The organism is Exiguobacterium sp. HVEsp1, assembly GCF_002009685.1.
GTDB classification, from domain to species: domain Bacteria; phylum Bacillota; class Bacilli; order Exiguobacteriales; family Exiguobacteriaceae; genus Exiguobacterium; species Exiguobacterium profundum.
Window position 1 is genome coordinate 442,896 of record NZ_KV917367.1, and the last position, 25,370, is coordinate 468,265.

At 47.5% G+C, this 25,370-nt stretch carries 33 protein-coding genes and 1 pseudogene; 24 read left to right on the forward strand and 10 right to left on the reverse strand.

Annotated elements, in window-relative coordinates; genetic code table 11:
- Positions 1-36: 36 nt before the first annotated feature.
- Positions 37-468, reverse strand: coding sequence for a MarR family winged helix-turn-helix transcriptional regulator (locus BV910_RS02325; protein WP_074034775.1), 432 nt, complete (start codon positions 466-468; stop codon positions 37-39).
- Positions 469-487: 19 nt separating this feature from the next.
- Positions 488-1,693 (reverse strand): MFS transporter, encoded by a 1,206-nt coding sequence (locus BV910_RS02330; RefSeq protein WP_078146197.1) that lies wholly within the window; start codon positions 1,691-1,693, stop codon positions 488-490.
- Positions 1,694-1,855: 162 nt separating this feature from the next.
- Between BV910_RS02330 and BV910_RS02335 the strand changes: the two genes are divergently transcribed.
- From BV910_RS02335 to BV910_RS02390, 12 genes are all read left to right on the forward strand, one after another.
- Positions 1,856-2,314 (forward strand): hypothetical protein, encoded by a 459-nt coding sequence (locus tag BV910_RS02335; protein WP_078146198.1) that lies wholly within the window; start codon positions 1,856-1,858, stop codon positions 2,312-2,314.
- Positions 2,315-2,323: 9 nt separating this feature from the next.
- Positions 2,324-2,827: a hypothetical protein gene (locus tag BV910_RS02340; RefSeq protein WP_078146199.1), complete on the forward strand. Its 504-nt coding sequence runs from the start codon at positions 2,324-2,326 to the stop codon at positions 2,825-2,827.
- Positions 2,824-3,309, forward strand: coding sequence for a hypothetical protein (locus tag BV910_RS02345; RefSeq protein WP_078146200.1), 486 nt, complete (start codon positions 2,824-2,826; stop codon positions 3,307-3,309). Before BV910_RS02340 ends, BV910_RS02345 begins: the two co-directional genes overlap by 4 nt.
- A complete protein-coding gene (locus BV910_RS02350; protein WP_078146201.1) occupies positions 3,284-3,766 on the forward strand; it encodes a hypothetical protein in 483 nt (160 codons plus the stop codon). Before BV910_RS02345 ends, BV910_RS02350 begins: the two co-directional genes overlap by 26 nt.
- Positions 3,767-3,833: 67 nt before the next feature.
- Positions 3,834-4,811, forward strand: coding sequence for a DMT family transporter (locus BV910_RS02355; protein ID WP_078146202.1), 978 nt, complete (start codon positions 3,834-3,836; stop codon positions 4,809-4,811).
- A 12-nt stretch (positions 4,812-4,823) separates the two neighbouring features.
- Complete coding sequence (locus BV910_RS02360) at positions 4,824-5,249, forward strand: DMT family transporter (RefSeq protein ID WP_078146203.1); 426 nt, start codon at positions 4,824-4,826, stop codon at positions 5,247-5,249.
- A gap of 12 nt (positions 5,250-5,261) precedes the next feature.
- Positions 5,262-5,921, forward strand: coding sequence for a Crp/Fnr family transcriptional regulator (locus BV910_RS02365; protein WP_078146204.1), 660 nt, complete (start codon positions 5,262-5,264; stop codon positions 5,919-5,921).
- Positions 5,922-5,933: 12 nt separating this feature from the next.
- Complete coding sequence (locus BV910_RS02370) at positions 5,934-6,407, forward strand: DMT family transporter (RefSeq protein WP_078146205.1); 474 nt, start codon at positions 5,934-5,936, stop codon at positions 6,405-6,407.
- A gap of 457 nt (positions 6,408-6,864) precedes the next feature.
- Positions 6,865-7,335: a hypothetical protein gene (locus tag BV910_RS02375; protein WP_078146206.1), complete on the forward strand. Its 471-nt coding sequence runs from the start codon at positions 6,865-6,867 to the stop codon at positions 7,333-7,335.
- A 6-nt stretch (positions 7,336-7,341) separates the two neighbouring features.
- Positions 7,342-8,136, forward strand: a complete 795-nt coding sequence (locus BV910_RS02380) for an SMI1/KNR4 family protein (RefSeq protein WP_078146207.1) — start codon at positions 7,342-7,344, stop codon at positions 8,134-8,136.
- A 58-nt stretch (positions 8,137-8,194) separates the two neighbouring features.
- Positions 8,195-8,677, forward strand: coding sequence for a hypothetical protein (locus BV910_RS02385; protein ID WP_078146208.1), 483 nt, complete (start codon positions 8,195-8,197; stop codon positions 8,675-8,677).
- Positions 8,677-9,141, forward strand: a complete 465-nt coding sequence (locus BV910_RS02390; protein ID WP_078146209.1) for a hypothetical protein — start codon at positions 8,677-8,679, stop codon at positions 9,139-9,141. Before BV910_RS02385 ends, BV910_RS02390 begins: the two co-directional genes overlap by 1 nt.
- A 121-nt stretch (positions 9,142-9,262) precedes the next feature.
- Here the strand turns inward: BV910_RS02390 and BV910_RS02395 are convergent, their stop codons facing one another.
- From BV910_RS02395 to BV910_RS02405, 3 genes are all read right to left on the reverse strand, one after another.
- Entirely contained in the window at positions 9,263-9,991 is a 729-nt protein-coding gene (locus BV910_RS02395) for an ATP-binding cassette domain-containing protein (RefSeq protein ID WP_078146210.1), read from the reverse strand.
- A 9-nt stretch (positions 9,992-10,000) separates the two neighbouring features.
- Complete coding sequence (locus tag BV910_RS02400; protein WP_078146211.1) at positions 10,001-10,726, reverse strand: hypothetical protein; 726 nt, start codon at positions 10,724-10,726, stop codon at positions 10,001-10,003.
- Between the two features lie 113 nt (positions 10,727-10,839).
- Positions 10,840-12,336 carry a phytoene desaturase family protein gene (locus tag BV910_RS02405; RefSeq protein WP_078146212.1) on the reverse strand — a complete coding sequence of 499 codons (1,497 nt, stop codon included), beginning with the start codon at positions 12,334-12,336 and terminating at the stop codon, positions 10,840-10,842.
- Positions 12,337-12,522: 186 nt separating this feature from the next.
- On the opposite strand from BV910_RS02405, the gene BV910_RS02410 reads away from it, so the two are divergent.
- Positions 12,523-12,906 carry a hypothetical protein gene (locus BV910_RS02410; RefSeq protein ID WP_078146213.1) on the forward strand — a complete coding sequence of 128 codons (384 nt, stop codon included), beginning with the start codon at positions 12,523-12,525 and terminating at the stop codon, positions 12,904-12,906.
- Positions 12,907-12,937: 31 nt separating this feature from the next.
- Here the strand turns inward: BV910_RS02410 and BV910_RS02415 are convergent, their stop codons facing one another.
- Positions 12,938-13,546 carry a TetR/AcrR family transcriptional regulator gene (locus tag BV910_RS02415; RefSeq protein WP_078146214.1) on the reverse strand — a complete coding sequence of 203 codons (609 nt, stop codon included), beginning with the start codon at positions 13,544-13,546 and terminating at the stop codon, positions 12,938-12,940.
- A 171-nt stretch (positions 13,547-13,717) separates the two neighbouring features.
- On the opposite strand from BV910_RS02415, the gene BV910_RS02420 reads away from it, so the two are divergent.
- On the forward strand, positions 13,718-14,446 hold the full coding sequence (locus BV910_RS02420; RefSeq protein ID WP_078146215.1) for an ABC transporter ATP-binding protein: 729 nt from the start codon (positions 13,718-13,720) through the stop codon (positions 14,444-14,446).
- A complete protein-coding gene (locus BV910_RS02425) occupies positions 14,439-15,452 on the forward strand; it encodes an ABC transporter permease (protein ID WP_078146216.1) in 1,014 nt (337 codons plus the stop codon). Before BV910_RS02420 ends, BV910_RS02425 begins: the two co-directional genes overlap by 8 nt.
- Before the next feature lie 197 nt (positions 15,453-15,649).
- On the opposite strand, the gene BV910_RS02430 is transcribed toward BV910_RS02425, so the two are convergent.
- Complete coding sequence (locus BV910_RS02430; RefSeq protein WP_235439581.1) at positions 15,650-16,273, reverse strand: glucosaminidase domain-containing protein; 624 nt, start codon at positions 16,271-16,273, stop codon at positions 15,650-15,652.
- 144 nt (positions 16,274-16,417) lie between these two features.
- Positions 16,418-17,914 carry a DHA2 family efflux MFS transporter permease subunit gene (locus BV910_RS02435; protein ID WP_078146217.1) on the reverse strand — a complete coding sequence of 499 codons (1,497 nt, stop codon included), beginning with the start codon at positions 17,912-17,914 and terminating at the stop codon, positions 16,418-16,420.
- 164 nt (positions 17,915-18,078) lie between these two features.
- On the opposite strand from BV910_RS02435, the gene BV910_RS02440 reads away from it, so the two are divergent.
- The 4 genes and pseudogenes from BV910_RS02440 (at position 18,079) to BV910_RS02455 (ending at position 21,511) form a co-directional block, all read left to right on the forward strand.
- Entirely contained in the window at positions 18,079-18,951 is an 873-nt protein-coding gene (locus BV910_RS02440; protein WP_078146218.1) for a TetR/AcrR family transcriptional regulator, read from the forward strand.
- A gap of 146 nt (positions 18,952-19,097) precedes the next feature.
- Positions 19,098-20,111, forward strand: a complete 1,014-nt coding sequence (locus BV910_RS02445) for a LacI family DNA-binding transcriptional regulator (protein WP_078146219.1) — start codon at positions 19,098-19,100, stop codon at positions 20,109-20,111.
- A gap of 185 nt (positions 20,112-20,296) precedes the next feature.
- A pseudogene (locus BV910_RS02450) lies at positions 20,297-21,180 on the forward strand (family 1 glycosylhydrolase); the annotation flags it as partial.
- Between the two features lie 85 nt (positions 21,181-21,265).
- Complete coding sequence (locus BV910_RS02455; protein ID WP_078146220.1) at positions 21,266-21,511, forward strand: hypothetical protein; 246 nt, start codon at positions 21,266-21,268, stop codon at positions 21,509-21,511.
- Between the two features lie 480 nt (positions 21,512-21,991).
- Here the strand turns inward: BV910_RS02455 and BV910_RS02460 are convergent, their stop codons facing one another.
- Positions 21,992-22,570: a hypothetical protein gene (locus BV910_RS02460; RefSeq protein ID WP_078146221.1), complete on the reverse strand. Its 579-nt coding sequence runs from the start codon at positions 22,568-22,570 to the stop codon at positions 21,992-21,994.
- Positions 22,567-22,893, reverse strand: a complete 327-nt coding sequence (locus tag BV910_RS02465; RefSeq protein WP_078146222.1) for a hypothetical protein — start codon at positions 22,891-22,893, stop codon at positions 22,567-22,569. Before BV910_RS02465 ends, BV910_RS02460 begins: the two co-directional genes overlap by 4 nt.
- 213 nt (positions 22,894-23,106) lie before the next feature.
- On the opposite strand from BV910_RS02465, the gene BV910_RS02470 reads away from it, so the two are divergent.
- From BV910_RS02470 to BV910_RS02490, 5 genes are read left to right on the forward strand one after another with little or no spacing between them, the layout of a single operon-like run.
- Positions 23,107-23,541, forward strand: coding sequence for a hypothetical protein (locus tag BV910_RS02470; RefSeq protein ID WP_078146223.1), 435 nt, complete (start codon positions 23,107-23,109; stop codon positions 23,539-23,541).
- Entirely contained in the window at positions 23,538-23,966 is a 429-nt protein-coding gene (locus tag BV910_RS02475) for a hypothetical protein (RefSeq protein WP_074032520.1), read from the forward strand. The genes BV910_RS02470 and BV910_RS02475 overlap by 4 nt, the downstream gene beginning before the upstream one ends.
- Complete coding sequence (locus tag BV910_RS02480) at positions 23,967-24,416, forward strand: hypothetical protein (protein ID WP_078146224.1); 450 nt, start codon at positions 23,967-23,969, stop codon at positions 24,414-24,416.
- Complete coding sequence (locus tag BV910_RS02485; protein ID WP_078146225.1) at positions 24,400-24,870, forward strand: hypothetical protein; 471 nt, start codon at positions 24,400-24,402, stop codon at positions 24,868-24,870. Before BV910_RS02480 ends, BV910_RS02485 begins: the two co-directional genes overlap by 17 nt.
- Positions 24,849-25,367, forward strand: a complete 519-nt coding sequence (locus BV910_RS02490; protein WP_078146226.1) for a hypothetical protein — start codon at positions 24,849-24,851, stop codon at positions 25,365-25,367. Before BV910_RS02485 ends, BV910_RS02490 begins: the two co-directional genes overlap by 22 nt.
- Positions 25,368-25,370 lie beyond the last annotated feature (3 nt).

Below are 25,370 nucleotides of genomic sequence, written 5' to 3' on the forward strand. Positions count from 1 at the left end.
AAGACAAATCGTCCGACTAGCGGCGATGTGTCTTTTTTATTTGAATTTCTGAATCATCAACGCGAGCGAGCGGTTGATCATCTTCATCTCGTCATCCTCAAGGACGGAGAACATCTCTTCAGCGAGGCGCTCTTCAATCGCATCGATTTGTTTCGAGTACGCAAGGCCGTTCGGACCGAGCCGGATGAAACTTTCCCGAAGGTTCTCGGGATTCTTTTCCCGCATGACGAAATCGCGTTGCTCGAGCACTTTGAGCACTTGACTGACAGCACTTTTGGAGATGGACATCTTCGTCGCAATCTCTGTCGTCGTCCACGTCTCTTGACGTTTGAAGAGAAGCAACATCTGTTCTTGTTGATAGCTCAGCTCGAACTCGTTCAGTTCCGTGAAATATTTCGTGAACAGCAAGTCGAGCTCATCGATTTGGCGATACATCGTGAGGACTTGTTGCTTTCGTGTTTCATTCAACGTGTCATTCATCCTTTCTTTACGGTGTCCGCCGGAACGTTTCGCTCCGAAGATATAAGAGGACACCACACACTAATCCGATTATACCAAATGCCAATAAGAGCGTTTGAATCGGCATGGACAAGGCAACAAGCACCGATAGGATGGCGAACGCAATCGGTTCAAGGCCTGAGGCGGCGAGCGACATGATGCTCATGACACGGCCGATTTTGTCAGAGTCGCTTTGTTCCTGCATGATGGTGACCGTCGGCAAGTAGACGAGCATGATCATAAACCCGCTCATAGAAGCCGCGACCGCGAGAAGCGGAATCGATTGGACTTGCGTGTAGAGGAAGAAGGCGCCGAGTGTCAGGAACAGGGCGCGGAAGACGAAGCGTCCACGATGAACCGACCGTAACAATAGAATCAGGAAGCTTGCGACGAATGTCCCGACAGCGAGCCCACCTTCGATGATACTCAAATCAAATGCTGTCCCTCCGACTGAACCAACGAGAATCGGGATACTCATGATGAGTGGTCCCATGACGAACAAGTTGACGATGGCAATGGCGAACGTCCCACTACGTAACACAGGTGTTTGCGATACGTAACGAATGCCCTCTTTCAAATCAAGGAGTACATCTTTCGCTGAGAGCGGCGCGACCTTGGGAATGTTGTCTTGAATCAGCCGTGGCATGATCAAAATCGCGGAGAGGAAAATCAATGCAGCCGACGTGCCGAAACTGAGACCAAAACTTCCCCACGTCAGTAGGATCCCTGCAAGGAACGGACCGATGACGAACATCAACTCGAGCGACCCTTGGAAAAGGGAGTTCGCCCGTTGCAACTGTTGACCTGATACGATTGAAGGCATAAGTGATGACAGTGCCGGGTAAGACATGCCATCTAAAAGACCAAATAATACGGAGATGATCAAGAGGGCTGTCACCGAATACGCATCAGCAAAATGGAGCGAGACGACAATTAACATCAACACGCCTTGTCCGATATTCGTTAAGCATAACAAGCGACTCTTTTGGAATCGATCAGCGAACACACCGCCGAATACCATCATGACGACACGCGGCAACGAGACCGCCGTCAAGATAATCCCGAGGAGTGCCGGTTGCTTCAACACGTCGATCGTCAACCATGAGACGCTCAAGAAGAAAATCGAAAACCCGAGCGTGAGCGTCATTCCGGATAACCAAGTGAATACGAACCGAGTATTCTTCAATAAATTCATATTAATAACCTCTTACTTCCATTCTTCAACATATAGTTAAGTTAACTAAACTATACGGCGAGAAATTCATTTCGTCAAGAAGCATGACTTTGGTACGAAAATGTAAAATAACGGAACTTTTCTCGTGTTCATCCCGTATAGTGGAAGAAGAGGTGAATCAAGATGAACAAACAAGAACGGATTAATACGATTTATCGTTATCAACAGCGTTGGCTCTTTTGGAGAATGGGACTGGCAGGTCTGACTGGGATGTTCGTCTTTCTTGCACTGCAATCTGACGGTGCGTCAAAGTATATCGTTCCATTAGGGGTCACATTAGCAGGCATGTTGTTCGCCATCGGACGAGAACGTCGCTTCGTCAGAAAGTTGACCAGTGTGGAACAAGCCAAGCGCATCATCGATTGGCAATATGTATCGGAAATGGGACTCCTCGTCTTGTTGGCGATTCTCTTCCCATTAATCGTCCTAATCAATTGGCCGGCATGGTCGCTTTTCATTGTCTTCTTAGGCGGGGTCATCTTATTGCAAGTCGCACAGAGAATGCTCGACCGACAGATGCCGAAGTATGACGAAGAACAGCCGATGCGCCGCGAAATCAAACTCGACTTCGTGAAAGACTGAGGTGATACCGTGGACAAAGCAGAGCGATTTGAAAGAATTGAACAGTTTGAGAAACGATATACTCGTCTCAACATCATCGTGAGCGTAATCATGCTAGGCGTATCCATCTATTTTCTTTCGACATGGAGTCCGTATAGCATTCTTTTACCCGGTGTCGCACTTCTCTATACGACATGGCTTGAATGGAACAAGATGAAACTGCAGCAATCCTTCAACGAATCGACACGCTATCATCGATTGTTGCGGATTGATTTTACTGTCATGTTGATGGGTTTGATCTGGTTCATGATTTTGATTGGGTTGCATTTCAACGGAATCGATATCTTACCGTGGATGAGTTGGACGCTACTGATCGGCGGACCGTGTCTCATATTGATTCCACTTTGGATTGATCGAAAACAGTCCGCGCTTGATGAGCACCACGTCACATCAGGCGAGTGGACCCGGGCAAACCGGGAACGTTTAAAACATACGTTAGATGATATTTCAAGGAAAGGTCGTAAGCAGTCATGACAAAGAAAGAACGGATTCAAGTAATCGGAGGATATCGGCAGTCACGAGAAACCCTCCACCTTTGGCTCACGGGAGCCCTTATTTTTTGTAACAGCTTTGTGCTCGGTTTTGACACGTGGTGGATATGGGGAATCGGTTCGGTCCTCACGGCTGTCCTACTCATAGGACTGGCGATCAAAGAAGGACGTGTCTTACAGATTTTCACGGTGGGTCGAGGCATCTTGCTGACGAAACGTTTGTATCGCCTCTATTCTTACTGGATTGGAGCGGTCACAGCAGCGGTTCTCTTAAGTCGTCTGCAAATTGCACCTGTCGCATGGGTCATCTTCGGTCTAGGCATCGTCATGTTAGCATGGACGCACTATCAGACCGTCCAGCAATTGCGACAAGCCGACCCGGAGCAACCAACACGAGATGAGGTGACAAAGCATTACCGCTCGTATGAAAGGAGTACATATGCTGACGAAAGAAAAGCGACTTGAACAATTACTGAAGCAGGATGACAGTCATTGGCGTTGGGGGTGGGGCATCGCCATCGCGACGATTGTGATGACGCTCGTGATTGCTACGCAGTCCAAACTCTACGCTCCACTCCTCGTCTTCATCAGTTTCTTTCCGTATCTCTGTTTTGAATGGCGGAAGACAAAACTGCTCCTGACCTTTAACGAGGATGCGCGTTACCAACGTCTGGTGTATACAGACTTTGGCATCCAGTGGCTCTGCTTCGTGTTGACCATCTGCTTGTTGGCTGCCTATTATGCCGACTCGTTGTCTCCCGTCATTGCCATTGCCGGGCTGTTCGGAATCGGTGTGATGTCGATTCTGGCACCTTATGTCATCAATCGACACTTACACTCGCTCGATGCGTATCATGTACGAGGGAAAGAATTGCGTGAAGCGCGCGATCAACGCTTTCATGAGTCCAAAACGAACACCTGAGAAGGGTTCGTTTTTTGTTTGAGGACATCGGTCCTTTTCTTCTTCGGTACGGAGGAGTAAGCTGACAATGTACATAGAACTACTAGAAGAATCGAGGAAGACATTCATGTTAGCCATTTTGATTGGATTGACGATTGGGATTTTATTGCCGATGCAGACGAGTGTCAACTCACGTTTGCGTCAGGTGGTCGGCTCCCCGTTCGTTGCATCGTTTTTATCGTTTACGGTCGGGACGATTTTTTTGTCCCTATTGCTCTTATTGACCGGACAGTCATTCGGATTTGACGGCTCGGTGATTCAGGAAGGTCCGGGTTGGATGTGGATTGGCGGACTGTTAGGGGTCTTGTTCTTAACGGGAAATATCTTGCTGTTCCCAAGACTCGGGAGTGTCCAGACGGTCATCATGCCGATTTTTGGACAGATTTTGATGGGGTTGTTGATTGACCATTTCGGTTGGTTCAATTCTGTCGAACACCCAATTACGGCGCTTCGTTTGTTCGGAGTCGTGCTCGTCTTGTTCGGAGTCATCGGAACGGTCGCTTTATCCGACTGGCTCAACCGCCGAAGAGGCAAACTGGTCGTCTCCATGGAAACGGACACGGGGAATCTGAACCTTTGGCGACTGTTTGGGATTTTCACAGGGATGATGAGTGCCACGCAAACGGCCATTAACGGCTATTTGGGAACAGTGCTCGAATCGGCTCTGAAAGGGGCATTGGTCTCCTTCGTTGTCGGAACGTTGGCGCTCTTACTCATTTTACTCGTCTCACGCCAACCCGTTCCGCTCGGTCAATTGAAAGGTCAACCGTGGTGGATTTGGCTCGGTGGGATCATTGGGGCGCTCTTCATCGGAGGAAACGTCCTCATCGTACCGATTGTCGGGACAGGGATCGCTGTCATCATCGTCATTGTCGGACTGTTATGCGGAAGTTTACTGATTGACCGTTTCGGTTGGTTCGGCGCGAAGAAGAACCCGGTCACTGGTGTGCAACTCGTGAGTCTGGTTGTCATGGTCATTGGGATTGTATTGATTCGTTTATCTTAAGGGGGGAGAACGATGCGAGGAGTATTATTTGCAATCAGCGGAGGCTTCTTTCTAACGTTACAAAGTGTTGCGAATGCTCGAATCAGTTCACAGATTGGGACGTGGCAAGCGGCGACGTTGACACAATTCACTGGATTCGTCGTCGCACTTCTCGTCATGCTGGTGCTTCGGGACCGCACGTATGTCGAGATGCGGCACGTGAAGCCGCTCTATTTATCTGGCGGAGCATTTGCGGCGATTATCTTATTTAGTAATATGACGGCCGTCCACGAGCTCGGGGTCACGATGACAATCTCGTTGTTTCTCATCGCGCAACTGGCGCTCGCGCTCGTCATCGATTGGCGAGGATGGTTCGGAATGGTGCGACGGAAGTTGAACGGGGCTCAGTTGATTGGTGTGTTCATGATGATTGCGGGGGTCATCTTATTAAAATGGTAGGGGGAAACGTGCATGGTTGACGCGTATGTGAAGCAATTTGAATTGACTGTCTTACCAGAAGAAGCGCAGAACGAATTGCAGCTCGTCCGATACGAGCCAGGAGACGTCATCTGTACGCAAGGTGATGAAGCAGGGCATCTCCGCTTCTTAGTAAAGGGGAAGATTCGCGTTTCCCATACTTCCGCTACCGGGAAGCGCCTCGTCCTTTCCTTCAAATATCCTCTCGATTTGATTGGGGACATCGAATATATTCAACGGACCCCGTTTTTGAATACGGTCGAGGCGGTCACGTCAGTCGAGATGCTTGTCATTCGCTTCGAGGATTTGGTTCGACATTCCTACCATGATGTTGCGTGGTTACACTATTTATTAGAAGAGATCACAAGAAAATTTGAACGAAAATCTCAATCACTCAGCTTCAACTTGTTTTACCCTGTCGAAGTGCGCTTGGCGAGTTATCTGTTATCGATGACGCCGAATGACCAAACACTCGGCTCGACTGTCGACCAATTGACGGATATCGCTGATTTGATTGGGACGAGTTATCGTCATGTGAATCGGACGCTCCGGCGTTTCGTTGAGGCAGGATTGATTGAACGAAATCGGCGGGTAATCACGCTCGTCGATCGGGAAGGCTTGTTAGAGATTGTCGGGGAGAGCATTTATGAATAGGAGGGGAGACATATGGCGATTGGCATGATGCTTGCTGTCATCGGCGGGATGCTCGTCTGTGTGCAAAACACGTTTAACGCCAACGTCAAGAAGCGTGTCGGGGCATGGGCGACGACGACACTCGTCCTTGGACTCGGATTTTTGGCATCGCTACTCATCGGTCTGTTTCAGGAAGGTGACGCCTTGTTCCGAGTAGATGAGATGGAGACATGGTACTGGTTCAGTGGAATCCTCGGCGTCGGGGTCGTCGTGAGTGTGACACAAGGGGTCGAGCGGCTCGGACCGAGTTACGCCCTCTCGATTGTCATGGTGTCTCAAATCTTGTTCGCGCTCCTCTGGGATACGTTAGGATGGTTCGGCTTGACGGCCGTCCCGTTCACATGGAAAACGGTCGTCGGGATTGTGTTAATCGTTGGTGGTGTGCTCGTATTTCAGTTGAGTGGAAAGGGTAAACCAACTCGCGCGTCGATGAATCGAGCGAGTTAAATGTTAAAAAGAAGTTCCACGTTTTGAACAAGTTTGTCCATGTTGCTGTCGATTTATGTGAGTATGACAGATCGGGCACATCACCGTTGACTTCTATTCTATTGATTGACCAGATGTAACCAAAAATTTTGACTCATTAGGAAAAAAAGGATGAAAAGAACAATTTGACCGAATCTTTTTTTGAAAAGACATGTATAATTTAGAAGAACAGGATAGAAGGGGGTAATGATATGCAACAAGTGATGGACATGGGATGGACAATTCTAAACTTAGGGTTGTTGACGATGATTGGAATCTTTTTATTCCGACTCCTTCGCCGGCATTCAAATTAATCAGCATCTGACAATCGTCAGATGCTTTTTCCTTTTTAATGGGAAAACCTCGAAAGTTTGCTTATAGATTGTTAAGATATAGATATTGGTAAATTGGATGTTTTTTACTTTTGGAGGGGTGCTAGATGTTACGTGAAGAACGAATGGAATACTTGTACGACAAAGCATGGACTAAAAAAGGTCTGCTACTAGTGATCATCATAGGGGTAGTGACAGCGCTTTGGTTAATGTTCAATGATTCAAGAATGAGCCTGTCCCTGTTCATCTTTTGTGCGGCGATGCTGATGCCGCTTCTGGTGGCAACATGGCATAAAATCCAGTTGTTTTTACAGTTCAATGACTCATCCACGTACCAGCGCTTCATCTATTTAAAAGGCATGATTCAGTTTATCCTCTTGATTGGTGTCATATTGACGATGGCGCTCTATGCACTGAAGTACATATCGCTTGATACGTTAAGCCTTGGCTGTGCGATGCTGATTGCGGGTTGCCTCATTCTCGAGTCATGGGTCGACTGGAAGATTTTAAAGATTGATGACGAGCATGTGGTCGAGAGTTTACTGGGACTCGTGAATCGAAAACAAAAAGGAGTGTAGGGTTGAGTGATTGTCTGGAGAGATGAAATTGACCATACGAATACATTGCCGGATCTGACAGAAGAAATCCTGAGAGATGTCGAGTCACGTCTCGGCGTGAAGTTACCGGAAAGTTATATCGAATTGATTCGAACACAGAATGGGGGATTTATCGAGCAGCGTGAGCTACCTGTGATCCTAAACGGACTAGACGATACGATTGTGATTGACTTCATCATGGGCATGAGTTTACAAGAAGGACTAGTTGAATCAAAAAACCTTTTGAAAGAGTGGGGCGTTGAGGATGAACGTCTGATTGCATTCACGGGCGATGGACACTATTTCCTCATGTTCGATTATCGCGATGGGGTGACTCCTAAGATTGCGTTATTAGATACGACGGTTGAAAAAATCGATGTGCTATTTGATTCGTTTGATCAATTCAATGAAGCGTTAAGTGTCAGCGAGACCGATTCATTTGTGGGATTAAGTGAAGGGGAGACGCTGTTAGATTATGCACAAAATCTACTATACAGTGAAGTGACGAGTGAAAAAACATTTGGTGCGAACATTTGGTTAAATTCACTAGACGTTCTCGATGTTAAAGAGTTGGTCGTGGAGCTTCTCACATGGATGGATGACGATACATTGCGCGAGACAGCAATTTCTACGATTCAAAACACCATCATTTCACGTCGTTTGCGCCAGAAAGAGTTGATTGAGGCATTTTTCAGTTCGTTATTGAAACGTGATGATGCATACAGTAAGCAGTGCTATGAAGAGACGACATACATCCTAGAGAATGGGATTGATCCGGATTGAAACTTAATCTTGGAACGATTCGTAAATATGATTAACGAAAACACATGAGGGGGATTCGATGGTAGACCATGAAGTCAGACTAGAACAGATGTTGAAAGATGATGAAAAACGAAAGAAGCAATTGACCCTTCCGTTGATTGGGGCCATCGTCTTGACCTTCTTCTATATATGGACGACGAACGTCTTCTTGTTGTATACTATGATTTTTTTCGGACAATTTCCTGCCTTATATAAATCATGGCACCGCAAGAAGTTATTACTGTCATTTAACGAAGACAAACGGTATCAACAACTCGTGCGATCTGAATTTTTATTGGGTCTTACCTCGCCATTACTTGTTCTCATACTGATTACCAGTGCGGAGCTTGAGTGGATTTCATTGTTCACTTTCGTTATCATTGCATTTATTGGAATCATAGTTCTGTTGATTCTCAGTTTTCCAATCGACCGCAAGCTAAAAGAAATCGATCCGTTACACGTGACGGGTGTTGAACTCGGTCATGTCCAGCTGCAACGGAAAAAACGAAAAAGTGAAGCGTGATGAATAAACAAGAACGCCTCCCCAAAATGGTGAAACAGGATCTCGATTCGCGAGGGGTCAGCGCGATATTTGGCATCATCGGTCTGTTTCTCCTTCTCGTTGTTTCGGTCATAAGAGGTATCACGGTGACGACGGTTGCCTTCTCTTTCCTCGTGACCCAACTGCCGATGCTCTATCAAGCATGGCGACGGATGGAGTTGTTACGTACATTTAACGAAGACGAGGAATACCAACGTCTCGTTCGTCGAGAATTTCAAATCATCGTCGCCATGTTTGGATCACTTGGTGTATTTACTTTCCTCACGTGGTTCGTATTGGATTCGATGCAGGAACTACTCGGTGTCGCATTGATTGGCATCATTCCGCTCCTCATCTTGTACGTGTCGATGGACCGGAAACTACGTGAAGCGGACCCGGAGCACGTGACGAATCGGGAATTACGACGCGCACATCGTGAACAATAAAACTCAGCCCTGACACACGTCAGGGCTGAGTTTTATTATGAGAACATGGAAATGAGAAAGCCGCAGACGACCATGCCGATTGTATAGAATGTGAACCGGTATCGTTCCCAAAACGATTCATTCATCGTGTCACCGCTACATCGTCAAGCGGCGTGTCAACCATCCGAACGAACGCTTCGTCCGGGTCGGTCGTTCCAGACTCGTCGAGCCAGTCTTGAAAGTCCCCTTCATACAAAACGCGTCCACCATGCAGGAAGATGACATGGGCATCAAGTTGAACCAAGTCATGTAACTGATGTGTGGAGATGAGACATGTCTTGCCCTCATCGACGAGTCGTTGCAGGCGGCGCATGATTTGAATGCGGGACGCCGGGTCGACCCCGCTCGTCGGCTCATCAAATAAATAGAGAGAACGTTTGATTGAAGATAAGAGCGTCACGAAGAGCCATTTCTTCTCCCCGACCGACATCTTCCCGAGCTTCATCGTCCATAGATGTTCGAACAGTTCTTGTTCGTGAGAAGTTGAAAGGTTATTTACGTAAGACTCGAGTTTCTTGAAGTCGGGACGTTGCGACAGACGTCCGATGAAATAGGCGAAGTCTTTCCCCGTCAACTCATGATGGTTGTACATGAGTTGCGTCAAATAGAGCATGTCCGTCGTCGGAACGAGTTCGAGTGATGTCTTGTCGACCGGAAGTGCCCCGGTCATACAATCAAACAGGGTCGTCTTCCCAGCACCATTTTGTCCAATCAAAACGTTCAGTTTATTCGGTTGCAGGGTGAACGAGACATCATCGAGAACAGGACGTGCCGCTTTCGGATAGCGATAAGTGAGTTGGTTTACGTGCATAAGAACCTCCTAGCGTGTGATGAGTGAGACGAGACTGAAGCGTTTCAACGCAATCGTGCCGATGATGAAATACCCAAGTACAGAGAGGCCTGTCGCCCATACTCCGAACGAGAGCTCGACTTGAGTCGTCAGATGCAGCAACCCGAGCGCGAATTCGTGAAGCGCGTAGAACGGGTTGAGGAAGCTGAACCATTGATCAGGTGACTTGATCGCCAGTAAAAAGAGTGGGAACATCAGTATGTTCGCGAACGTCCCGAGACTCGATACTTTCACTGGAAGTGTCGTGATGGCGACACTGGCAACCGCGAACGGGATACTGCCAATCAATACGAGTAGAGACGTTGCAATCAACTTGAACGAAAAGAACCCGTGTACGAGCGTGACGACCGTTGTGAATAAAGTTAAGCTGATGGAGGCGAATAAGAGTTGCGCCAAGATGACGGCGATGACATATGTCAGTTTGTTGCCTGAGATCATCACGTACGTTTTCATCAGTCCGTATTCACGCATGCGAGCGAGTTCGATGCCGACACCGTTCACATATGTAGCAAGAATGATATACACCCAGAAATAAGAGAGCCCTGGGTAGTATTCCGCTGTCGTTGCTTGGCGAATATCTGAAGATGACTGCGTCAAGGCGATTATGAGTGGGATTAAGAATGTCCAGATGAATGGAATCTTATCCGTGACGACAACTTTGGCATACATAAAGAAATAACTTGTGATTTGATGCATCCTGTTCCTCCGCTTGTCTATTTGATTGTTTGTATCGTATCACAATATACGGGATTTATTTGGAAAAAGTTTCAAAAAATAATCCCTCATATCGAATGAGGGATGAAAGAAAATCATTTCACTTTGTCACGTTTCGCAATCTTGTCGCTCACTTGCTGACCGCTCAACGTCACCATCGGCATGCCACCGCCCGGATTGACGGTTCCCCCGACAAAGTAGAGGTTATGATAGAGTTCGCTCTGCTTCTTATGCTTGAAGCCACCGTTCCGATTCTTGTCGGCGACCGTTCCATAAATGGCACCTCGGTCCGATCCGTACGTCCGCTCGATATCATGAGGCGTCCATACGTCACGCGTCACCGTATGTTCACGCAAACCATCGAGACCCATTCGTTCCAATTTGTCGAGTACACGTTCTTCAAAAGCGGCGTACTCTTCTTCCGTGAACGGCACATTCTGAATATACGGAATGTGTGGCAAGATTTTGATGTTCTCATGTCCTGGTGGCGCTTGGGTCGGGTCGGTCTTGTTGACGTTGACGAGGTAAATCGTCGGGTCGTCCGGAAGTTCATGTTTCTCAAAAATTTTATCCATCTGTTCATGCAAATTTTCGGAGAAGAAGAAGTTATGGTGCGCGAGTTGAGGATAGGCTTTCTTCACCCCGAGATGGAGGACGAATCCGGAGCTCGCCGGTTCATATTTATCGACGAGTTTGTCGACGTACTGTTTGTCGGCGTCGACCATCTTCTGATAGAACGGGATGACTTCCATGTTCGAGACGAAATAATCAGCGGAACGAAGACGTCCGTCTTCGAGCTCGATGGCGGTCACTTTCTCATTCACCGTATGTGCACGAACCACGCCTTCTCCGGTATGTAGCTTCACACCGATCTCTTCGGCGAGCTTCGTCAAGCCTTCCGCGAGCTTATGGGTGCCGCCTTCGACATACCAACAGCCTTGGGCATATTGCATGTAAATCATCATATTGAGGACGGCCGGTGCGTTATACGGAGACGACCCGACATATTTGACGTAATACGACAGCATATCACGAAGATGTGGATTGCTGATGCGCTTCTTGATGGCGCTATACATCGTCGACGTCAAATCGAATCCGAATAGGGTCGGGAAGATGCCCGTTTTCATGACGGCTTCTAATGGGGATTCAAACCCTTCGGCCAAGTATCCCTTCTCGGTCGTCTTATAGATGCGCGCTGCGTAATTCAGCAGTTCACGATATTCCTGCATGTCTTTTCGAGAGAGGGAAGGGTTTGCCCGCTGCATCTGTTCGAGGTCATGGTAAAGGTCGAGGACGGTATCGTCCGGGAAGAACGAGCGCCATTCGAGCTCAAGCCGCTGGATGGATACATAGTCTTCCATCCGTTTCCCACTTCCACGGAACAGTTTGTCGAAGATGTGAGGCATCGTTAAAATCGAGGGCCCGAGGTCGAAGCCGAATCCGTCTTGTTCGAGACGATTCACTTTCCCGCCGATGTGATCGTTCTTTTCGTAGAGTGAGACGTCGTAACCTTTTTGAGCGAGTGAGATGGCCGCTGACAAGCCGCCGAGCCCTCCGCCGATGACGATGACCGACTTTTCCACTGATGGCATATATTCGCCGCCTTTCCGAAGTGTTATTTTCAAAAAACAGAATGAGTGCTACCTCTTCTATTCCCGTTTCCAAATGAAACGAACATGCTTTTACGGATTTGCCACATCCACAAAGATGTCATCCCTGAACCGACAAAAGTTATGTATAGTAAGGGAACAGAGACTGAACGAAAGTAGGAATCTAAGATGATCGTAAAAACAATCACGCTTCACTTTGCGAACGGCGATGAAATCACGATCCCGTTTGATGAGATTGAATCGTGTCGAATGCATGATATTCAAGACGGGATGCGTGTTGCGGCGGATGGACAATTGATCAAAGAAAAAGTGATGCATGGACTCGACCTCGTATTGAAGGATTCGGCGAATCAATTGGAATGGACTGGCGAGGGTGGACCGTTTGACCGCATCCTAGGTATGTCGGATTTACAACATCTCGCCTTCGAGTTTGAAGGGATGCGAGAAAAGTCATACCGCATCGCCTGGCATGATTTAGAGGCGGTGCAAAATGCTTACCAGACGACAACTGAAGAAAATGGGAACTTACACGTGCACGTTCGAGTTTCGTAAAAATAGCCTCTCGCAATATATGCGGGAGGCTTTATTCGTTTGACTTCACACCGCCGGCAACGAGTGGTCCTTCACAAGTGATCGTATAGATAATCCGGGCGATGTCTTCCGCTGTCTCTTCCGAAGACGGATTGTTCAACCACTCGTAGATGACGCCCATGTGCGCTGAAGACAGATAGGCGACGAGATATGGAGGTGGGACCATCATCTTATCCGGATTAAACAAGGTTACAGGCGAGCGCTGAAACAAGGCAGCTTGCATAAACTTTCGAAGTTTTGCCTGGAACGTCGGGTCTCCGTTCGGGCCGAGGAGTGGCTTCATGATGATTTGGTTGTCTTCGATGAAACGGATGAACGGAATGAGGTAATGATACGAGTTGTTGGTCCGTTCTTCTCCGAAGATGTGTGGCAACTGATGAATCAACTTCTGTTCAGCCTCTTCAAAGATCTCGTCGACGCATTTCTCCATCAACTCGAACTTATCCACATAGTGACTATAAAAGGTACCCCGATTGATGCCGGCCCGTTCAGTCAATTGCTTGACGGTGACGGCCTCAAATCCCTGCTCCTCAATAAGGCTGAAGAAGGCATCTTTGATCAACTTCTTCGTCCGGATGACGCGTAAATCGGTTTGTTCCATATTATTTCTCCTTTTCCTCAACACATTCATTGCATCTGTCGGAAAACCGACACGATGACCGATATTGACGATTGTTGCCAGAGTGAACGGGGTCTATACTGAACATATAAACCAACACGGTGTCGATTATCTTGAGTATACACGATGAGGCGCCGAAAAGGAGTGACAGAAATGAACATTCAACTGCAACGCGTCGACAAGTCATTCGGTGACCAACTCGCCATCGACAACATCGACTTCACCATCCCATCCGGAGAGATTTGCTGCTTGCTCGGACCATCTGGATCGGGGAAGACGACGCTCATCCGACTCATGATTGGCTCCCTTGCACCGGACAAAGGAAGTGTCCATATCGGCGAAACGAAGATGCCAAACATGGACATGCTCCAACAAATCGGATTTATGCCGCAGAACGATGGTTTGTACGAAGACTTGTCGGCCGAGGCGAACCTCGCCTTCTTCGGGTCGATTTATAAGTTAGAGAAAAAGGCGCTCCAAGAACGTATCACCGAAGTGCTCGACCTTGTCGATTTAACGAACGACCGGCATAAGCTCGTCCGCAATTTTTCAGGCGGGATGAAAAAACGTCTGTCACTAGCCATCGCCATCTTGCATAAGCCGGATGTGTTGTTTCTTGATGAACCGACGGTCGGAATTGACCCAATCTTACGTCGTCAAATCTGGGATCAGTTTCAGGTGATTCGGAGGGAAGGGACGACCATCATCGTCTCGACGCACGTCATGGATGAAGTGCTCGAGTGCGACCGTGCCGCGCTCGTCTACAACGGACGGTTGATCGCCTATGACCATGTGCAAGATTTGCTCGACCAGACCGAGAACGGTCGCGTCGAAGAACTGTTCTTGATTGCTGGAAAAGAGGAGGTGGGCGGTCATGCGTAACTTAGCGAAACGTGTCATCTTCCAAACGTTGAACGATAAACGAAGTGTGGCCTTGATCTTGATTGCACCGCTCCTCATTTTGACACTCGTCTACTTCTTACTCGGTGACTCGGATTACGTCCCGACTGTCGTTCTGGACGACAACGCACCCGAACAGCTCGTCGATGCGTTCGAAGACGAGACGCTCGAAGTGGAACAGGCCACGTTCGATGATCCAAAAGTATATATCGAAGACAATGAACATGTCGATGCCGTGTTTGAAATGAATCAAGAAGGAACGACCATCACGTTACGCGAACCTTCGACGAAGTCGTCGAAGGCGATTGGTGAGATTCAAGATGCGTTGGCGACGCTCAACCCTGCAGCTGAAATCGATACGTCATTCGTCTATGGGGAAGAGGACCAATCGACATTCGATTCGTTCGGCTTCGTCTTCCTATCCCTTTTCTCGTTCTTCTTCGTGTTCATCCTATCTGCGATGGCACTCGTCAAAGAACGGAGTGGCGGTACGCTCGAACGACTGTTGATGACTCCGATCAAACGAGGACAAGTCATTTTAGGATATACACTCGGGTACGGGATGTTTGCGGTCGTCCAGTCGATTTTCATCGTGCTCTATTCGATTTATGTGCTCGGTCTGTCTTCGCTCGGGAATATGGCGTGGGTCATGTTGACGATGCTACTCATGGCGGGTACGGCGGTGCTCTTCGGGGCGACCATCTCGGTGTTTGCCCGATCGGAACTACAAGTCGTACAGATGATTCCGTTCACCATCATCCCGCAAGTGTTCTTCTCGGGACTTATCCCGCTCGACTTGATTCCATATGGTCTCGGGAACTTGAGTTACATCATGCCAATCTTCTACGGAGCGACAGCGATCAAGGAAGTGATGGTCTACGGAAGTGGCTTCTCAGGAATCTGGGTGTATTTACTCGGTTTAATTTTCTATGCGGGGGTCTTGTATCTCTTGAACATGCGGGCGCTCGGGAAGTATCGGGGGCATTGAGTTATATAAACGTTAGCGAAGGCTGTGGTACTTATAGAGTGCCATGGCTTTTTGTTCATCCATAAAAAAGCACTCGGACCATTGTCCGAAATGCTCATTAGCGTTTGAGTAACAACATCACGCCGGTCACGAATAATGCGATTCCGCTCGCGAGTCTAACTTGTTTGCACGTCACGTTCTTTCACCCCTACATTTCCTCATCGTTTTGCTTTAGCGACACGTTTTGGTGTTTTCGACATTTCTTGATAAATCGAAAGAATCTCGGTCCCGTAATTTCCTTTCGGCTGCATGGCCCATTTTTGGTGAAGAGATGGCCACGTTTTCGCAGAGCCTCGCTTGACGAGATGGAAGCGTGGGTCGACTTGTTTCGTGTTCAGTGCATCGTTTGAAGCGTATGCTTTTAGATGCTGAATTTGAGCAGTCACCCCTTGTTGTGGGGAACGGAAAAAGTGACCTTTTACACCATTTCCAGTCGTCCCGATTCCAGAGTAGTTATGCTGCTTCGGAAGGACATCGCCACCGTAACGGAAATAACCGGTCTCTTTCAATGCTTGTGCGAATGCGACATCCCCACGAACACCTTCCTTAGCACCGATGATGACGAAGAGTTTCGCCAAATCTTCGACAGACGTTTTCGCGAGCCGGACATCACGAGGATTCTTCTTTTTTACGTAATCCGCCATTTGTTGCGGAGTTAAAGCCGATACTCCCATAATAGCACGATTCTGCTTCTTCGGGGCCGCCTCAACGATTGATGCGGTCGAGAGAAGAGAAGATGTGATCAGCAGAAATGCGATCATCAAGCTAAACACTTTTTTCATCATATGTACCCTCCTAAACGAATCCTATCCATTGAGAAATAATACCATATTAGGATTAAATTTTAATTTCAGATTTATTTATGAAGGGAATGAGAAATTAAAAAAACCGCTCTGAATTCAACATTCAAAGCGGCTTCTCAACATTTAATTCGCTTGTTTCAATTCTTCAACAGTTTCTACATTGTCATCGAACTTCCGTACATCCACGCGTTTCACGAAAAATGCTAAAACGAGTGCCAAGAGGTTCATCCCGAGTGCGACATAGAACGAATATTGAATCCCAGACAAGAGGGCTTGCTGAGTGATGGCGCCCATTGAGCTCTCTGTGAGTGTCGCAGGATCAATTCCGGTCATCAATGATTCAGCTTCCGTGCGTGTCACCGAGTTCATGATAGTGACGAGGACTGCCGTACCAATCGCACCAGATACTTGTTGGGCCGTGTTGTTGATGGCCGTTCCGTGCGGATTGAGGCGAGTCGGTAACTGGTTGAGTCCATTTGTCATGATCGGCATCATGACCATCGACATCCCGAACATACGCAATGTGTACGTTAAGACGATATACGTGTAGGTCGAGTCAAGTTGGACGTGAGCGAGCATGTACGTCGATACGGCGGTGATCGTCAATCCGGTAATTGCCAATAATTTTGGTCCGAATCGGTCAAACAGTTTACCTGTGATCGGCGACATGATTCCCATGATGATCGCACCAGGAAGAAGCATGAGCCCTGAATCGAGTGGGGAGATACCACGTACGCTTTGGACGTAAGCCGGTGTCAAAATCATACCGGAGAACATCGCGACCGCGTTGACCATCGCAATGACTGACGCGAGTGCGAACATCGGATGTTTGTAAGCACGCAAGTCGAGCAATGGTTTTTCCATATGGAGCTGGCGATAGATGAAGGCAATCAATGAGATGGCACCGATAATCATCGTCGCTAAGATAATTGGATTGTCCCAGCCATCCGAGCTTGCTGAACTGACACCGTATAAAATCCCACCAAATCCGAGCGTTGATAAAACAAGTGACAAGTAATCGAGTGACTGATTTTTGTTTTGGACCATGACGTTCTCCGCTTTCCAAACAGCGAGCACGAGACCGATGATGGCGAGCGGTAAAATCATTTCGAATAAGACGCGCCAGTCATAGTACTCGACGATATAACCCGAGAGTGTCGGTCCAATCGCAGGTGCCGAGATCATGACGAGCCCGAAGATTCCCATCGCCATTCCCCGTTTTTCACGAGGGAAGCTGACGAGCATGACGTTCATCAAGAGTGGTCCCATTGTCGAGGCTCCGACGGCTTGAATCATCCGACCGCTCAACAACCAGCCAAAGTTTGGCGAGAAGGCCGCGATAGCCGTACCGATGGCGAAGATGCTCATCGACGTAATGAACAAGCTTCGGTTTGAAAAACGAGTGATCAAATAGGCGGATGCCGGGACAAGAACACCTGTCACGAGCATAAAGCCGGTCGCAAGCCACTGTACGGTCGAGTAATCCGCGATTTCGAGGTCGACCATGATCGATGGGAGCGCGACGTTGAGTAATGAGTTGTTCAGGAATGCGATAAACGCACCCGCAAAGAGGACCGCCAACATGACGTAAGGCGGTTTCTTTTGGAATTCTGGTTTCATATGGATGGCTCCTTTATTTTCTAAATAGTTATGTGTTGGTAAGTGTCGATGAAATGATTTTATACCCGTTGTATAAATAAAGCAACCATTTTGTACTATTAGTCTAAAATGGTTTTCGGTGCTATAGTAAAGGTACAAACCAGACAGAACGGAGCCATGTAAGAATGAAAGAGAAAAAAAGAAAAGTCGCCGATATTGCCATGTCTCTCTTCATCGAAAATGGAGTGCAACACACATCGGTGCAAGAGATTATCGACCGTGCCAACATCTCCAAAGGGACGTTTTATAACTACTTCTCATCGAAGACGGATTGTGTCGCCAGTATCCTCGAGAACTTACGATATGATGCAGGGCAACGCCGGATTGAGATGCAGATGGGGCGCGATAAACGAGATCGTGACGTCTTCATCGAGCAAATCTCGATATTGATTCAATTGAACGAAGAACGGAATTTGCATGCGTTATTTGAATCGATCATGTCGTCAAACGAGAATGAATTGAAGAAACTTGTACTTCAACATCGCATTTATGAGATTGAATGGATTGCGATGCGTTTGACGGAAATTATCGGAGAGGCTGTCAGACCGTATTCGATGGAATTGACGGTGCTCTTCAACGGAATGTTGCAACATATCTTGTTCACGAACCGGATCACGAATGCCGCTTACTCTCCTCAAAAGGTCGTCCGAAGCTTATACACATATGTCGAATTGATTGCCGCTCGGATGATGGAGACAGGGGAGCACGTCTTGAACCCGGTCACGGTCGATCAAATGCGTGGGACGACAGATAAACATCTCATAACAATCGAGGAATTGATCGAGATGGCTGCTCGTATCGAAGAGCATGTCGACATGACGGAAGAACAGCGTGATTTGTTCGATGCGATTTCGTTCGAACTCAAACAAGAGCGTCTACGAAAAATCGTGTTAGAGCAATTGTTGAAGCCGTTCCAGCGACTATTTAAAGGCGTGACGGACGAAACAGAGGTGCAAAAGTTTACGAATCTTGTGTGGTTGTATACGCGGACACATTAAGGACAAAAATTTCCCGATACAGTAATATAGAAGAAACAAGGAATGGAAGAAAGAATCAAAAAGTTTCCTCGAAAAAGAATTGATTCCTACAAATCCATACGCTACAATCAAATTACCGAAAGCGCTTTCGGGAAGAGGGGAATGACATGGGTACGATTTATGATTTAGCCAAAAAAACAGGATTCTCGATCACGACAGTGTCCAAAGCGTTGAACAATTACAAAGACGTGAGTGACAAGACGAGAGCGAAGATTCTTCAAGCCGCTGCTGAGATGGACTACTTGCCGAACGCACATGCCCAGTCGTTATCGACGAAAAAATCATGGGCGATTGGGGTCATGTTCTCAGAAGCGAATGAAGTCGGGATGAAACACCCGTTCTTCAACGGGATCATCGAAAGTTTTCGTCACGCGACAGAGGAGCAAGGCTACGATTTGATTTTCGCCTCGCGAAATCTACGCAATCGTGACATGAGTTACCTCGAACATTTTAAACACCGTGCGGTCGACGGCATCGTCGTCATCTGCTCGGACCGAATGGATGAGCAAGTTCAAGAGCTCATGCGAAGCGACATCCCAATCGTCGTCGTCGATATGGACAGCGCTAACTGTAGCGTCGTCTATTCCGATAACATCGAAGGGGCGCGTCTCGCCGTGAATTATCTCTATGAACTCGGTCACCGAAAAATTGCCCACATCGCTGGGGATGAAACGATTGACGCCGGAGCGGCGCGAATCAAAGGATATGAACTTGCGATGCAAGAGCTGGACCTTCCGATTCGACCGGGCTACCTCGTCAACGCCGGTTTCTTCTCGGTTGAGGAAGGCAAGCAAGCGATGGAACGATTGCTTGAACTAGACGATCAACCGACTGCAGTCTTTGTGGCCGGGGATCAAATGGCAATCGGTGTAATCGAAGCCATTCACGAACACGGTCTTCATGTCCCGAATGACATCTCTGTCATCGGATATGATGACATTGAAATGATACAATACATCACGCCGAAACTGACCACGATTCGCCAAGATACGGATGAAATCGGGGAAGCGGCAGCAGAACTTTTACTCGAACAAATGACCGCGAAAGAGCGACTCACCGAACGTCGCATCATTCCGGTACGCTTAGTCGAACGGGCATCTTGTGCGCCGGTCAAACAGTGATTTATAGCCAATGATATTTCGAAGTCGCTCTCTTTTCTTCAGCGGATGGAGAGGGGAGCGCGATTTCGAAAGTCGTTTTTAGAGAAAACCGAAACCGCTTTCGATAATTATCCACTCTTTTTGCAAACGCTCTCTACTATTACTTATAAAAAAGGATGGGAACAACACATGCGTAAACTTGTTAGCTTACTTACCATGAGCCTTGGTGTGCTGGCTTCCTCGGCTATACCATGTCGGTGTTCACGCACCGGGTCGTTGTGACATGAACGAAGCGGTACGCGCCGTGCACCGCATCTTGTTGTCGCACGGAAAAGCGGTCGAATTGTTGAAGCGAGAGATGACATCCACGACCCCGATCGGCATCACGCTCAACTTGTCACCGATCTACGCGAAGACGGATTCGGCGAATGACCGCCTTGCGATGAACAATGCCGACGGATATTCGAATCGTTGGTTCCTCGATCCGGTCTTTAAAGGCCAGTATCCGGTCGACATGATGAACTTGTTCTCTAAATATGTGCATAACTTCGATTTCATCCAATCGGGTGATATGGAGACAATCTCGACAGCTTGCAATTTCTTCGGCATTAACTTCTACAGCCGTGGCATTGTCAAGTTCAATGCAGCAAATGATTTCTTGAAGGCAGACGCTTACTCGGATTACGAGAAGACGGGCATGGGCAGGGATATCGCCCCGAACGAATTCAAAGACCTGATCCGTCGTTTACGCGCCGAGTATACTGACCTTCCCATCTACATCACAGAGAATGGCGCCGCATTTGACGACGTGCTGGAAAATGGCGAAGTCCATGACGATAATCGGATCGACTACGTCCGCCAGCACCTCGAAGCCGTTTCTGACTTGAACGATGAAGGCATGAACATTCAAGGCTACTACCTCTGGTCGCTCATGGATAACTTCGAATGGAGCTTCGGATACGAGAAACGCTTCGGAATCCTCTATATCGACTTTGAGACACAAGAGCGTATCTGGAAAGATAGCGCGAAGTGGTGTGCTGGTGTCATCGCCGACCATAAAGCCAAACACGCGGATAGCGTCGAGGCGTAACATGCATCCATCCCTGCCGCTACGGGGATGGATTTTTTGTGTGCATTTTATCTGTTACGGGAACTGTAAGAGGGGAGGGATATTCATGAAACGAGAATTTTCGACATACGAAGTAACAGGCTATGACGACCAAGGGAAGATCAAGTTCATTCATTTGAGAGAAGGGGAGTTCGTGTTGCCTATTGAGATCAAAGGGGACGATTTACGCAAAATCAAGAAGATGATGGAGCTTAATCCAGGAGTGACCGTGATTGTCCATGCGGCGATTGATCAGAGACGGATGCGGTTGTTAGAGGTCGACGGATACTCACTCCGAAAAGAAGAGACTTGACACTCCCACGATTAAAACCGTGGGATTCTGAAGTGCTTGTGCGAGCGCAGTCCATTTCTGTTTTGCTCAAGCCTTCAGATGAGGGTGTGCCATCACCCCTCCTGAGACAGACCGTATAGGTTCTCAGGCTGGTGGACTGTTACCATCCACCACAGGTCGTTGCAGGTGCGTCCACCTGATGTTTTAGCGTCTTTTGCATGACGACAGGCATCGTTTTACCGGTCATATGTTTTCATGACCGAACCGTATACGATTTTCAAGGGGCGATGGACGCAGGCGTTTTAGAGACTTGTTCTTGTCTATGGGATAAGTATACCCGAACGTCGGATGTAAAAATATCCGAACTCACTCTCATCCCATGCCTAAAGGCGGGCTATGAACGATATGGGCTTTCCCGTTCGTAAAATCTGTAAAACGCCAGCACCTCATACAGGGCTGGCGTTTGTTTATATTGGTCACCACTAAGCACCGAGGTACATCTCACGATTCGCTGGTGGCGACTTGATTAGATTGACTGATCCGTCTGACCCGTTTCAAAACATCCCGCTTCGGTAAGTCCGGGTAATCCCTCTGTATGCGTTCGACGCAGAAGACGATTGTTTCCGTGCGTAACAAGTGAACAATCTGTTGATCAATCGAATCGAGCTCGAGTGGCGTCTTTTCTTTCAAATCCTCCCGGTTTATCCAAAACGATGTACCGAATACGTGCACGAATACAATCGCCATGACAGTGAGCGTCGATAAATCGATAGACGGAAAGAGAGTCAGTACGACGTATAGACTGATTCCGCTCACGATTCCATGAAGAATGCTGTCGAGTAGACGCGGTATGTTCGTATGAACAAACGAACGTAATGCTCCCGTTAACGCATCAACGAAAAAACTGAGGATTGTCGACAACAGATAGAAACAACCGAGCATAGCGAGTGTTGATAAGACCGGGAACGATGTGTCTTCAAGTAAATAGATGAGAATCCAATCGACGGCAAGTAGTGGTAGTGGGGTGAGGGCGAGCGCTAGAATGGACGCGCCCCATCCGAGGCCTGTCACAACCTTCATGAGATGTGAGCCCGATACCGTCCGAGCGCGATGAATGCAGCAATCAGACAGACCATATGTAGCACGACCCCGATGAGCATGGCGTACGGGATGATGGACTGGAAGCCAAGACCGAATGCGAGGGTGGCACTCGATAAGATGATGAAGCTCGCTGTATAATTTCGGACGATTGTTTTCTGCTTCTTCATATGTACCACCGAGTATCCCGCAATGAGTAAAAAGACGGGAGACAACATGATGGGGTAAACCGATTGAAGCAACAATCCGATTAATCCCGATAGACCTGCGATAAAGGCGAATATAGAAGGGTAAAATGCTTTCAAATTTCCAACTCCTTAACTCTTTTTCCTAAATATAACAGCCCTTTTCATTGCTGAGAAGGGCTGTCGTTTTTGTTTCAGGCATATCTCTTTCATTCGTCAATTGTTGAAAAAAGTCGAACGATTCATTGCGAGAATATTCGGAAAATGTGAAACAATATAAAAAGAGATTGCGTATAAGAAAGGTGGGTCCTGTAAAGAAAGGGTGTTTGTTAAGTGAACAATCAAAATCGATTTGTACAAGAGGATACATGGTGGAAGTCATCACTTCGAATAAAATATACCTCGTTTGCGTTCATACTCATGGCTCTTGCCGTGTCATACTTCGAAGGTAATGTATGGTTGACAGTTCCACTCATTGTTGTCGGAATCGCGATGATTGGGATAGATGTTAGCAAGTATCAGAAACATCGTACGCATGAAAGCGAAAAAATTAAAGTCAAGTCTCTAAAATGGGAGCTCATATATGATTTAGTGGATTCAGCAATCCTCATTGTGATCACGGTGGCGCTTCTCATTATGCAAGTTGACACATTGACAATTTTTGTTGTTCTCACCTTGTGGATGGTGTTCGGTCAGACTTTCCAAAGACAGTTTGGAGAACGCATGCCTTTGATGGATCAATCCGAGAAACAACGGTTGAAGAGATGAATGAACGCATAACGCAAGAAAAAGCATGGAAGCGTTTATTCGACCAATGGATCTTCGGCATATTTGGAACATTAGTGGTACTCATGTTTCCTATCAGTTTATGGACGGATGACCTTACATGGGGTGTGCTGTATATCGCCTGCACACTCATTCCGCTGAACATGTTATATGTGAAGCGTTATCAGATGCGTCTGGGGTTTCAACCAGAGTTGAAAGGGTTATATCGTCGTCAGCTTGCTCGGGACGGGATCAACAGTGTTGCCTTTTTTCTCGCATTGAATCATCAATTATTGTTCACATCAAACGTGGCGTATGTATGTGTCACGGTTTTCATCGTAGGCGCGATGTTATGGACATGGAACGTGGAGGCGCAGACAAAACGACAAGATGTAGAGTGTATCAACTTTAACAAGGAGGCGATATAAGTGGAGCAAGACGTAAAGTGGATGCGACGAATGCGACGGTATGCCGTACCCATCTTGATTCTTTATGTCACGGCCGTCATTGTCGCTCTCTTATTAGATAAAATGTGGCTCATTCCCATCATGGGTTCGGTCTCCTTAATCATCGTCGTGATGGGTTTTCAAGAGATGCGTATCATGTGGCGAATGACAAAACATCCGAAGGCGCATCGAATGCTTATATTCCAATACGTATTCGAATGGGTGGATGCGATTTTGTTGACGGCGCTCATGGTGACACTTCTGACAGCGGAAGATTTTGGTCTCGTGATAGGTCTCTTTTTTGGGATATGGGGAGTACTCAGTCCGATTCGGCAGAAGTGGTTCACGAAGCAACTTAAACAAATCGATCCGGAATTACCGACGTATGAGGAAGTGATTGAAGGGAGTGTCGCACATGAATCGTCAAGTTGAACTTACAGTCGCGCATGCTAAACAATTTGATCGATTCTTTGGCTGGCCGGTACTCGTCATATTCCTCATTTCGTTCATCACCATGTTACGGATACAGGCGACGTGGGTCATCCCGGTCATGTTGGTCGTATCCATTGGCATGGCTTATAAAGGATATATGGAATATCGAGTCATTCGCCCTTTTGCCGAACATCAAAACGTCGTTCGGGTGTTGCGATATCGACTCGTTGACTGTTGGATTAGTGCTGTTTCGTTATTTGTGCTCTTCATCCCGATGTATGTGAACGAAGATGCCTTCATCCTGACCGGTGGGATCGTCGCCCTTTGGGGGTTGACGAAATCGTATCGAGAGAAGAAGTGGGAAGAGCGAATCCATACGCATCAGTCAGGATTACCAACGTATGAAGCGATACTAGAAAGCGAGGGAGCCATATGGAACCATCACCAAAAGTAAAAGCGCAAATCGACACGATTCTAAAAGTAGACCGCTTGACTAAATGGGGTGTCGGCATCATCGGAATCGGACTCGTCGTCAGTTTTTTGATTTATGCCTCGTATTGGACACTCTCAGATGGTGTCGTCACGGGAACATTATATGCGGTGCTCGCCGCAATCTTAACAGGTATTTTTATCCAATATCGGATGTGGTTGCGCTTTGTGACGAATCAGACGGCACGTAACCTCTTATCGTTCAAGATGATGGCACATACGCTCGCTTTGACGGGTGTCGGGATTTACGGACTCTTTTACTTCACGAGTGAAACGACAGGTCCACAATCGTTCCGTATGTTCCTCCTTTCGCAACTGACGTTTTTCGGGATTGAATACTTGGCGAAGCGGTTCGACCGCGTCATTCAGTCTTACGATGAAAACTATTTGACGGATCAAGATTTAAAAGAAATTCGTGAGGTCCGTGAATACGAGAAGGAGCAACGTCGTGAACAAGCGTGATCA

What these genes read in the sequence shown, in the direction of transcription:
- BV910_RS02430 (WP_235439581.1), bottom strand. Translation starts at nt 16,273, where the DNA reads ATGAAAAAAGTGTTTAGCTTGATGATCGCATTTCTGCTGATCACATCT.
- BV910_RS02385 (WP_078146208.1), top strand. Translation starts at nt 8,195, where the DNA reads ATGGTAGACCATGAAGTCAGACTAGAACAGATGTTGAAAGATGATGAA.
- BV910_RS02395 (WP_078146210.1), bottom strand. Translation starts at nt 9,991, where the DNA reads ATGCACGTAAACCAACTCACTTATCGCTATCCGAAAGCGGCACGTCCT.
- BV910_RS02490 (WP_078146226.1), top strand. Translation starts at nt 24,849, where the DNA reads ATGGAACCATCACCAAAAGTAAAAGCGCAAATCGACACGATTCTAAAA.
- BV910_RS02350 (WP_078146201.1), top strand. Translation starts at nt 3,284, where the DNA reads ATGCTGACGAAAGAAAAGCGACTTGAACAATTACTGAAGCAGGATGAC.
- BV910_RS02420 (WP_078146215.1), top strand. Translation starts at nt 13,718, where the DNA reads ATGAACATTCAACTGCAACGCGTCGACAAGTCATTCGGTGACCAACTC.
- BV910_RS02365 (WP_078146204.1), top strand. Translation starts at nt 5,262, where the DNA reads ATGGTTGACGCGTATGTGAAGCAATTTGAATTGACTGTCTTACCAGAA.
- BV910_RS02485 (WP_078146225.1), top strand. Translation starts at nt 24,400, where the DNA reads ATGAATCGTCAAGTTGAACTTACAGTCGCGCATGCTAAACAATTTGAT.
- BV910_RS02440 (WP_078146218.1), top strand. Translation starts at nt 18,079, where the DNA reads ATGAAAGAGAAAAAAAGAAAAGTCGCCGATATTGCCATGTCTCTCTTC.
- BV910_RS02370 (WP_078146205.1), top strand. Translation starts at nt 5,934, where the DNA reads ATGGCGATTGGCATGATGCTTGCTGTCATCGGCGGGATGCTCGTCTGT.
- BV910_RS02425 (WP_078146216.1), top strand. Translation starts at nt 14,439, where the DNA reads ATGCGTAACTTAGCGAAACGTGTCATCTTCCAAACGTTGAACGATAAA.
- BV910_RS02330 (WP_078146197.1), bottom strand. Translation starts at nt 1,693, where the DNA reads ATGAATTTATTGAAGAATACTCGGTTCGTATTCACTTGGTTATCCGGA.
- BV910_RS02410 (WP_078146213.1), top strand. Translation starts at nt 12,523, where the DNA reads ATGATCGTAAAAACAATCACGCTTCACTTTGCGAACGGCGATGAAATC.
- BV910_RS02435 (WP_078146217.1), bottom strand. Translation starts at nt 17,914, where the DNA reads ATGAAACCAGAATTCCAAAAGAAACCGCCTTACGTCATGTTGGCGGTC.
- BV910_RS02445 (WP_078146219.1), top strand. Translation starts at nt 19,098, where the DNA reads ATGGGTACGATTTATGATTTAGCCAAAAAAACAGGATTCTCGATCACG.
- BV910_RS02355 (WP_078146202.1), top strand. Translation starts at nt 3,834, where the DNA reads ATGTACATAGAACTACTAGAAGAATCGAGGAAGACATTCATGTTAGCC.
- BV910_RS02415 (WP_078146214.1), bottom strand. Translation starts at nt 13,546, where the DNA reads ATGGAACAAACCGATTTACGCGTCATCCGGACGAAGAAGTTGATCAAA.
- BV910_RS02345 (WP_078146200.1), top strand. Translation starts at nt 2,824, where the DNA reads ATGACAAAGAAAGAACGGATTCAAGTAATCGGAGGATATCGGCAGTCA.
- BV910_RS02405 (WP_078146212.1), bottom strand. Translation starts at nt 12,336, where the DNA reads ATGCCATCAGTGGAAAAGTCGGTCATCGTCATCGGCGGAGGGCTCGGC.
- BV910_RS02360 (WP_078146203.1), top strand. Translation starts at nt 4,824, where the DNA reads ATGCGAGGAGTATTATTTGCAATCAGCGGAGGCTTCTTTCTAACGTTA.
- BV910_RS02475 (WP_074032520.1), top strand. Translation starts at nt 23,538, where the DNA reads ATGAATGAACGCATAACGCAAGAAAAAGCATGGAAGCGTTTATTCGAC.
- BV910_RS02460 (WP_078146221.1), bottom strand. Translation starts at nt 22,570, where the DNA reads ATGAAGGTTGTGACAGGCCTCGGATGGGGCGCGTCCATTCTAGCGCTC.
- BV910_RS02375 (WP_078146206.1), top strand. Translation starts at nt 6,865, where the DNA reads ATGTTACGTGAAGAACGAATGGAATACTTGTACGACAAAGCATGGACT.
- BV910_RS02335 (WP_078146198.1), top strand. Translation starts at nt 1,856, where the DNA reads ATGAACAAACAAGAACGGATTAATACGATTTATCGTTATCAACAGCGT.
- BV910_RS02455 (WP_078146220.1), top strand. Translation starts at nt 21,266, where the DNA reads ATGAAACGAGAATTTTCGACATACGAAGTAACAGGCTATGACGACCAA.
- BV910_RS02400 (WP_078146211.1), bottom strand. Translation starts at nt 10,726, where the DNA reads ATGCATCAAATCACAAGTTATTTCTTTATGTATGCCAAAGTTGTCGTC.
- BV910_RS02390 (WP_078146209.1), top strand. Translation starts at nt 8,677, where the DNA reads ATGAATAAACAAGAACGCCTCCCCAAAATGGTGAAACAGGATCTCGAT.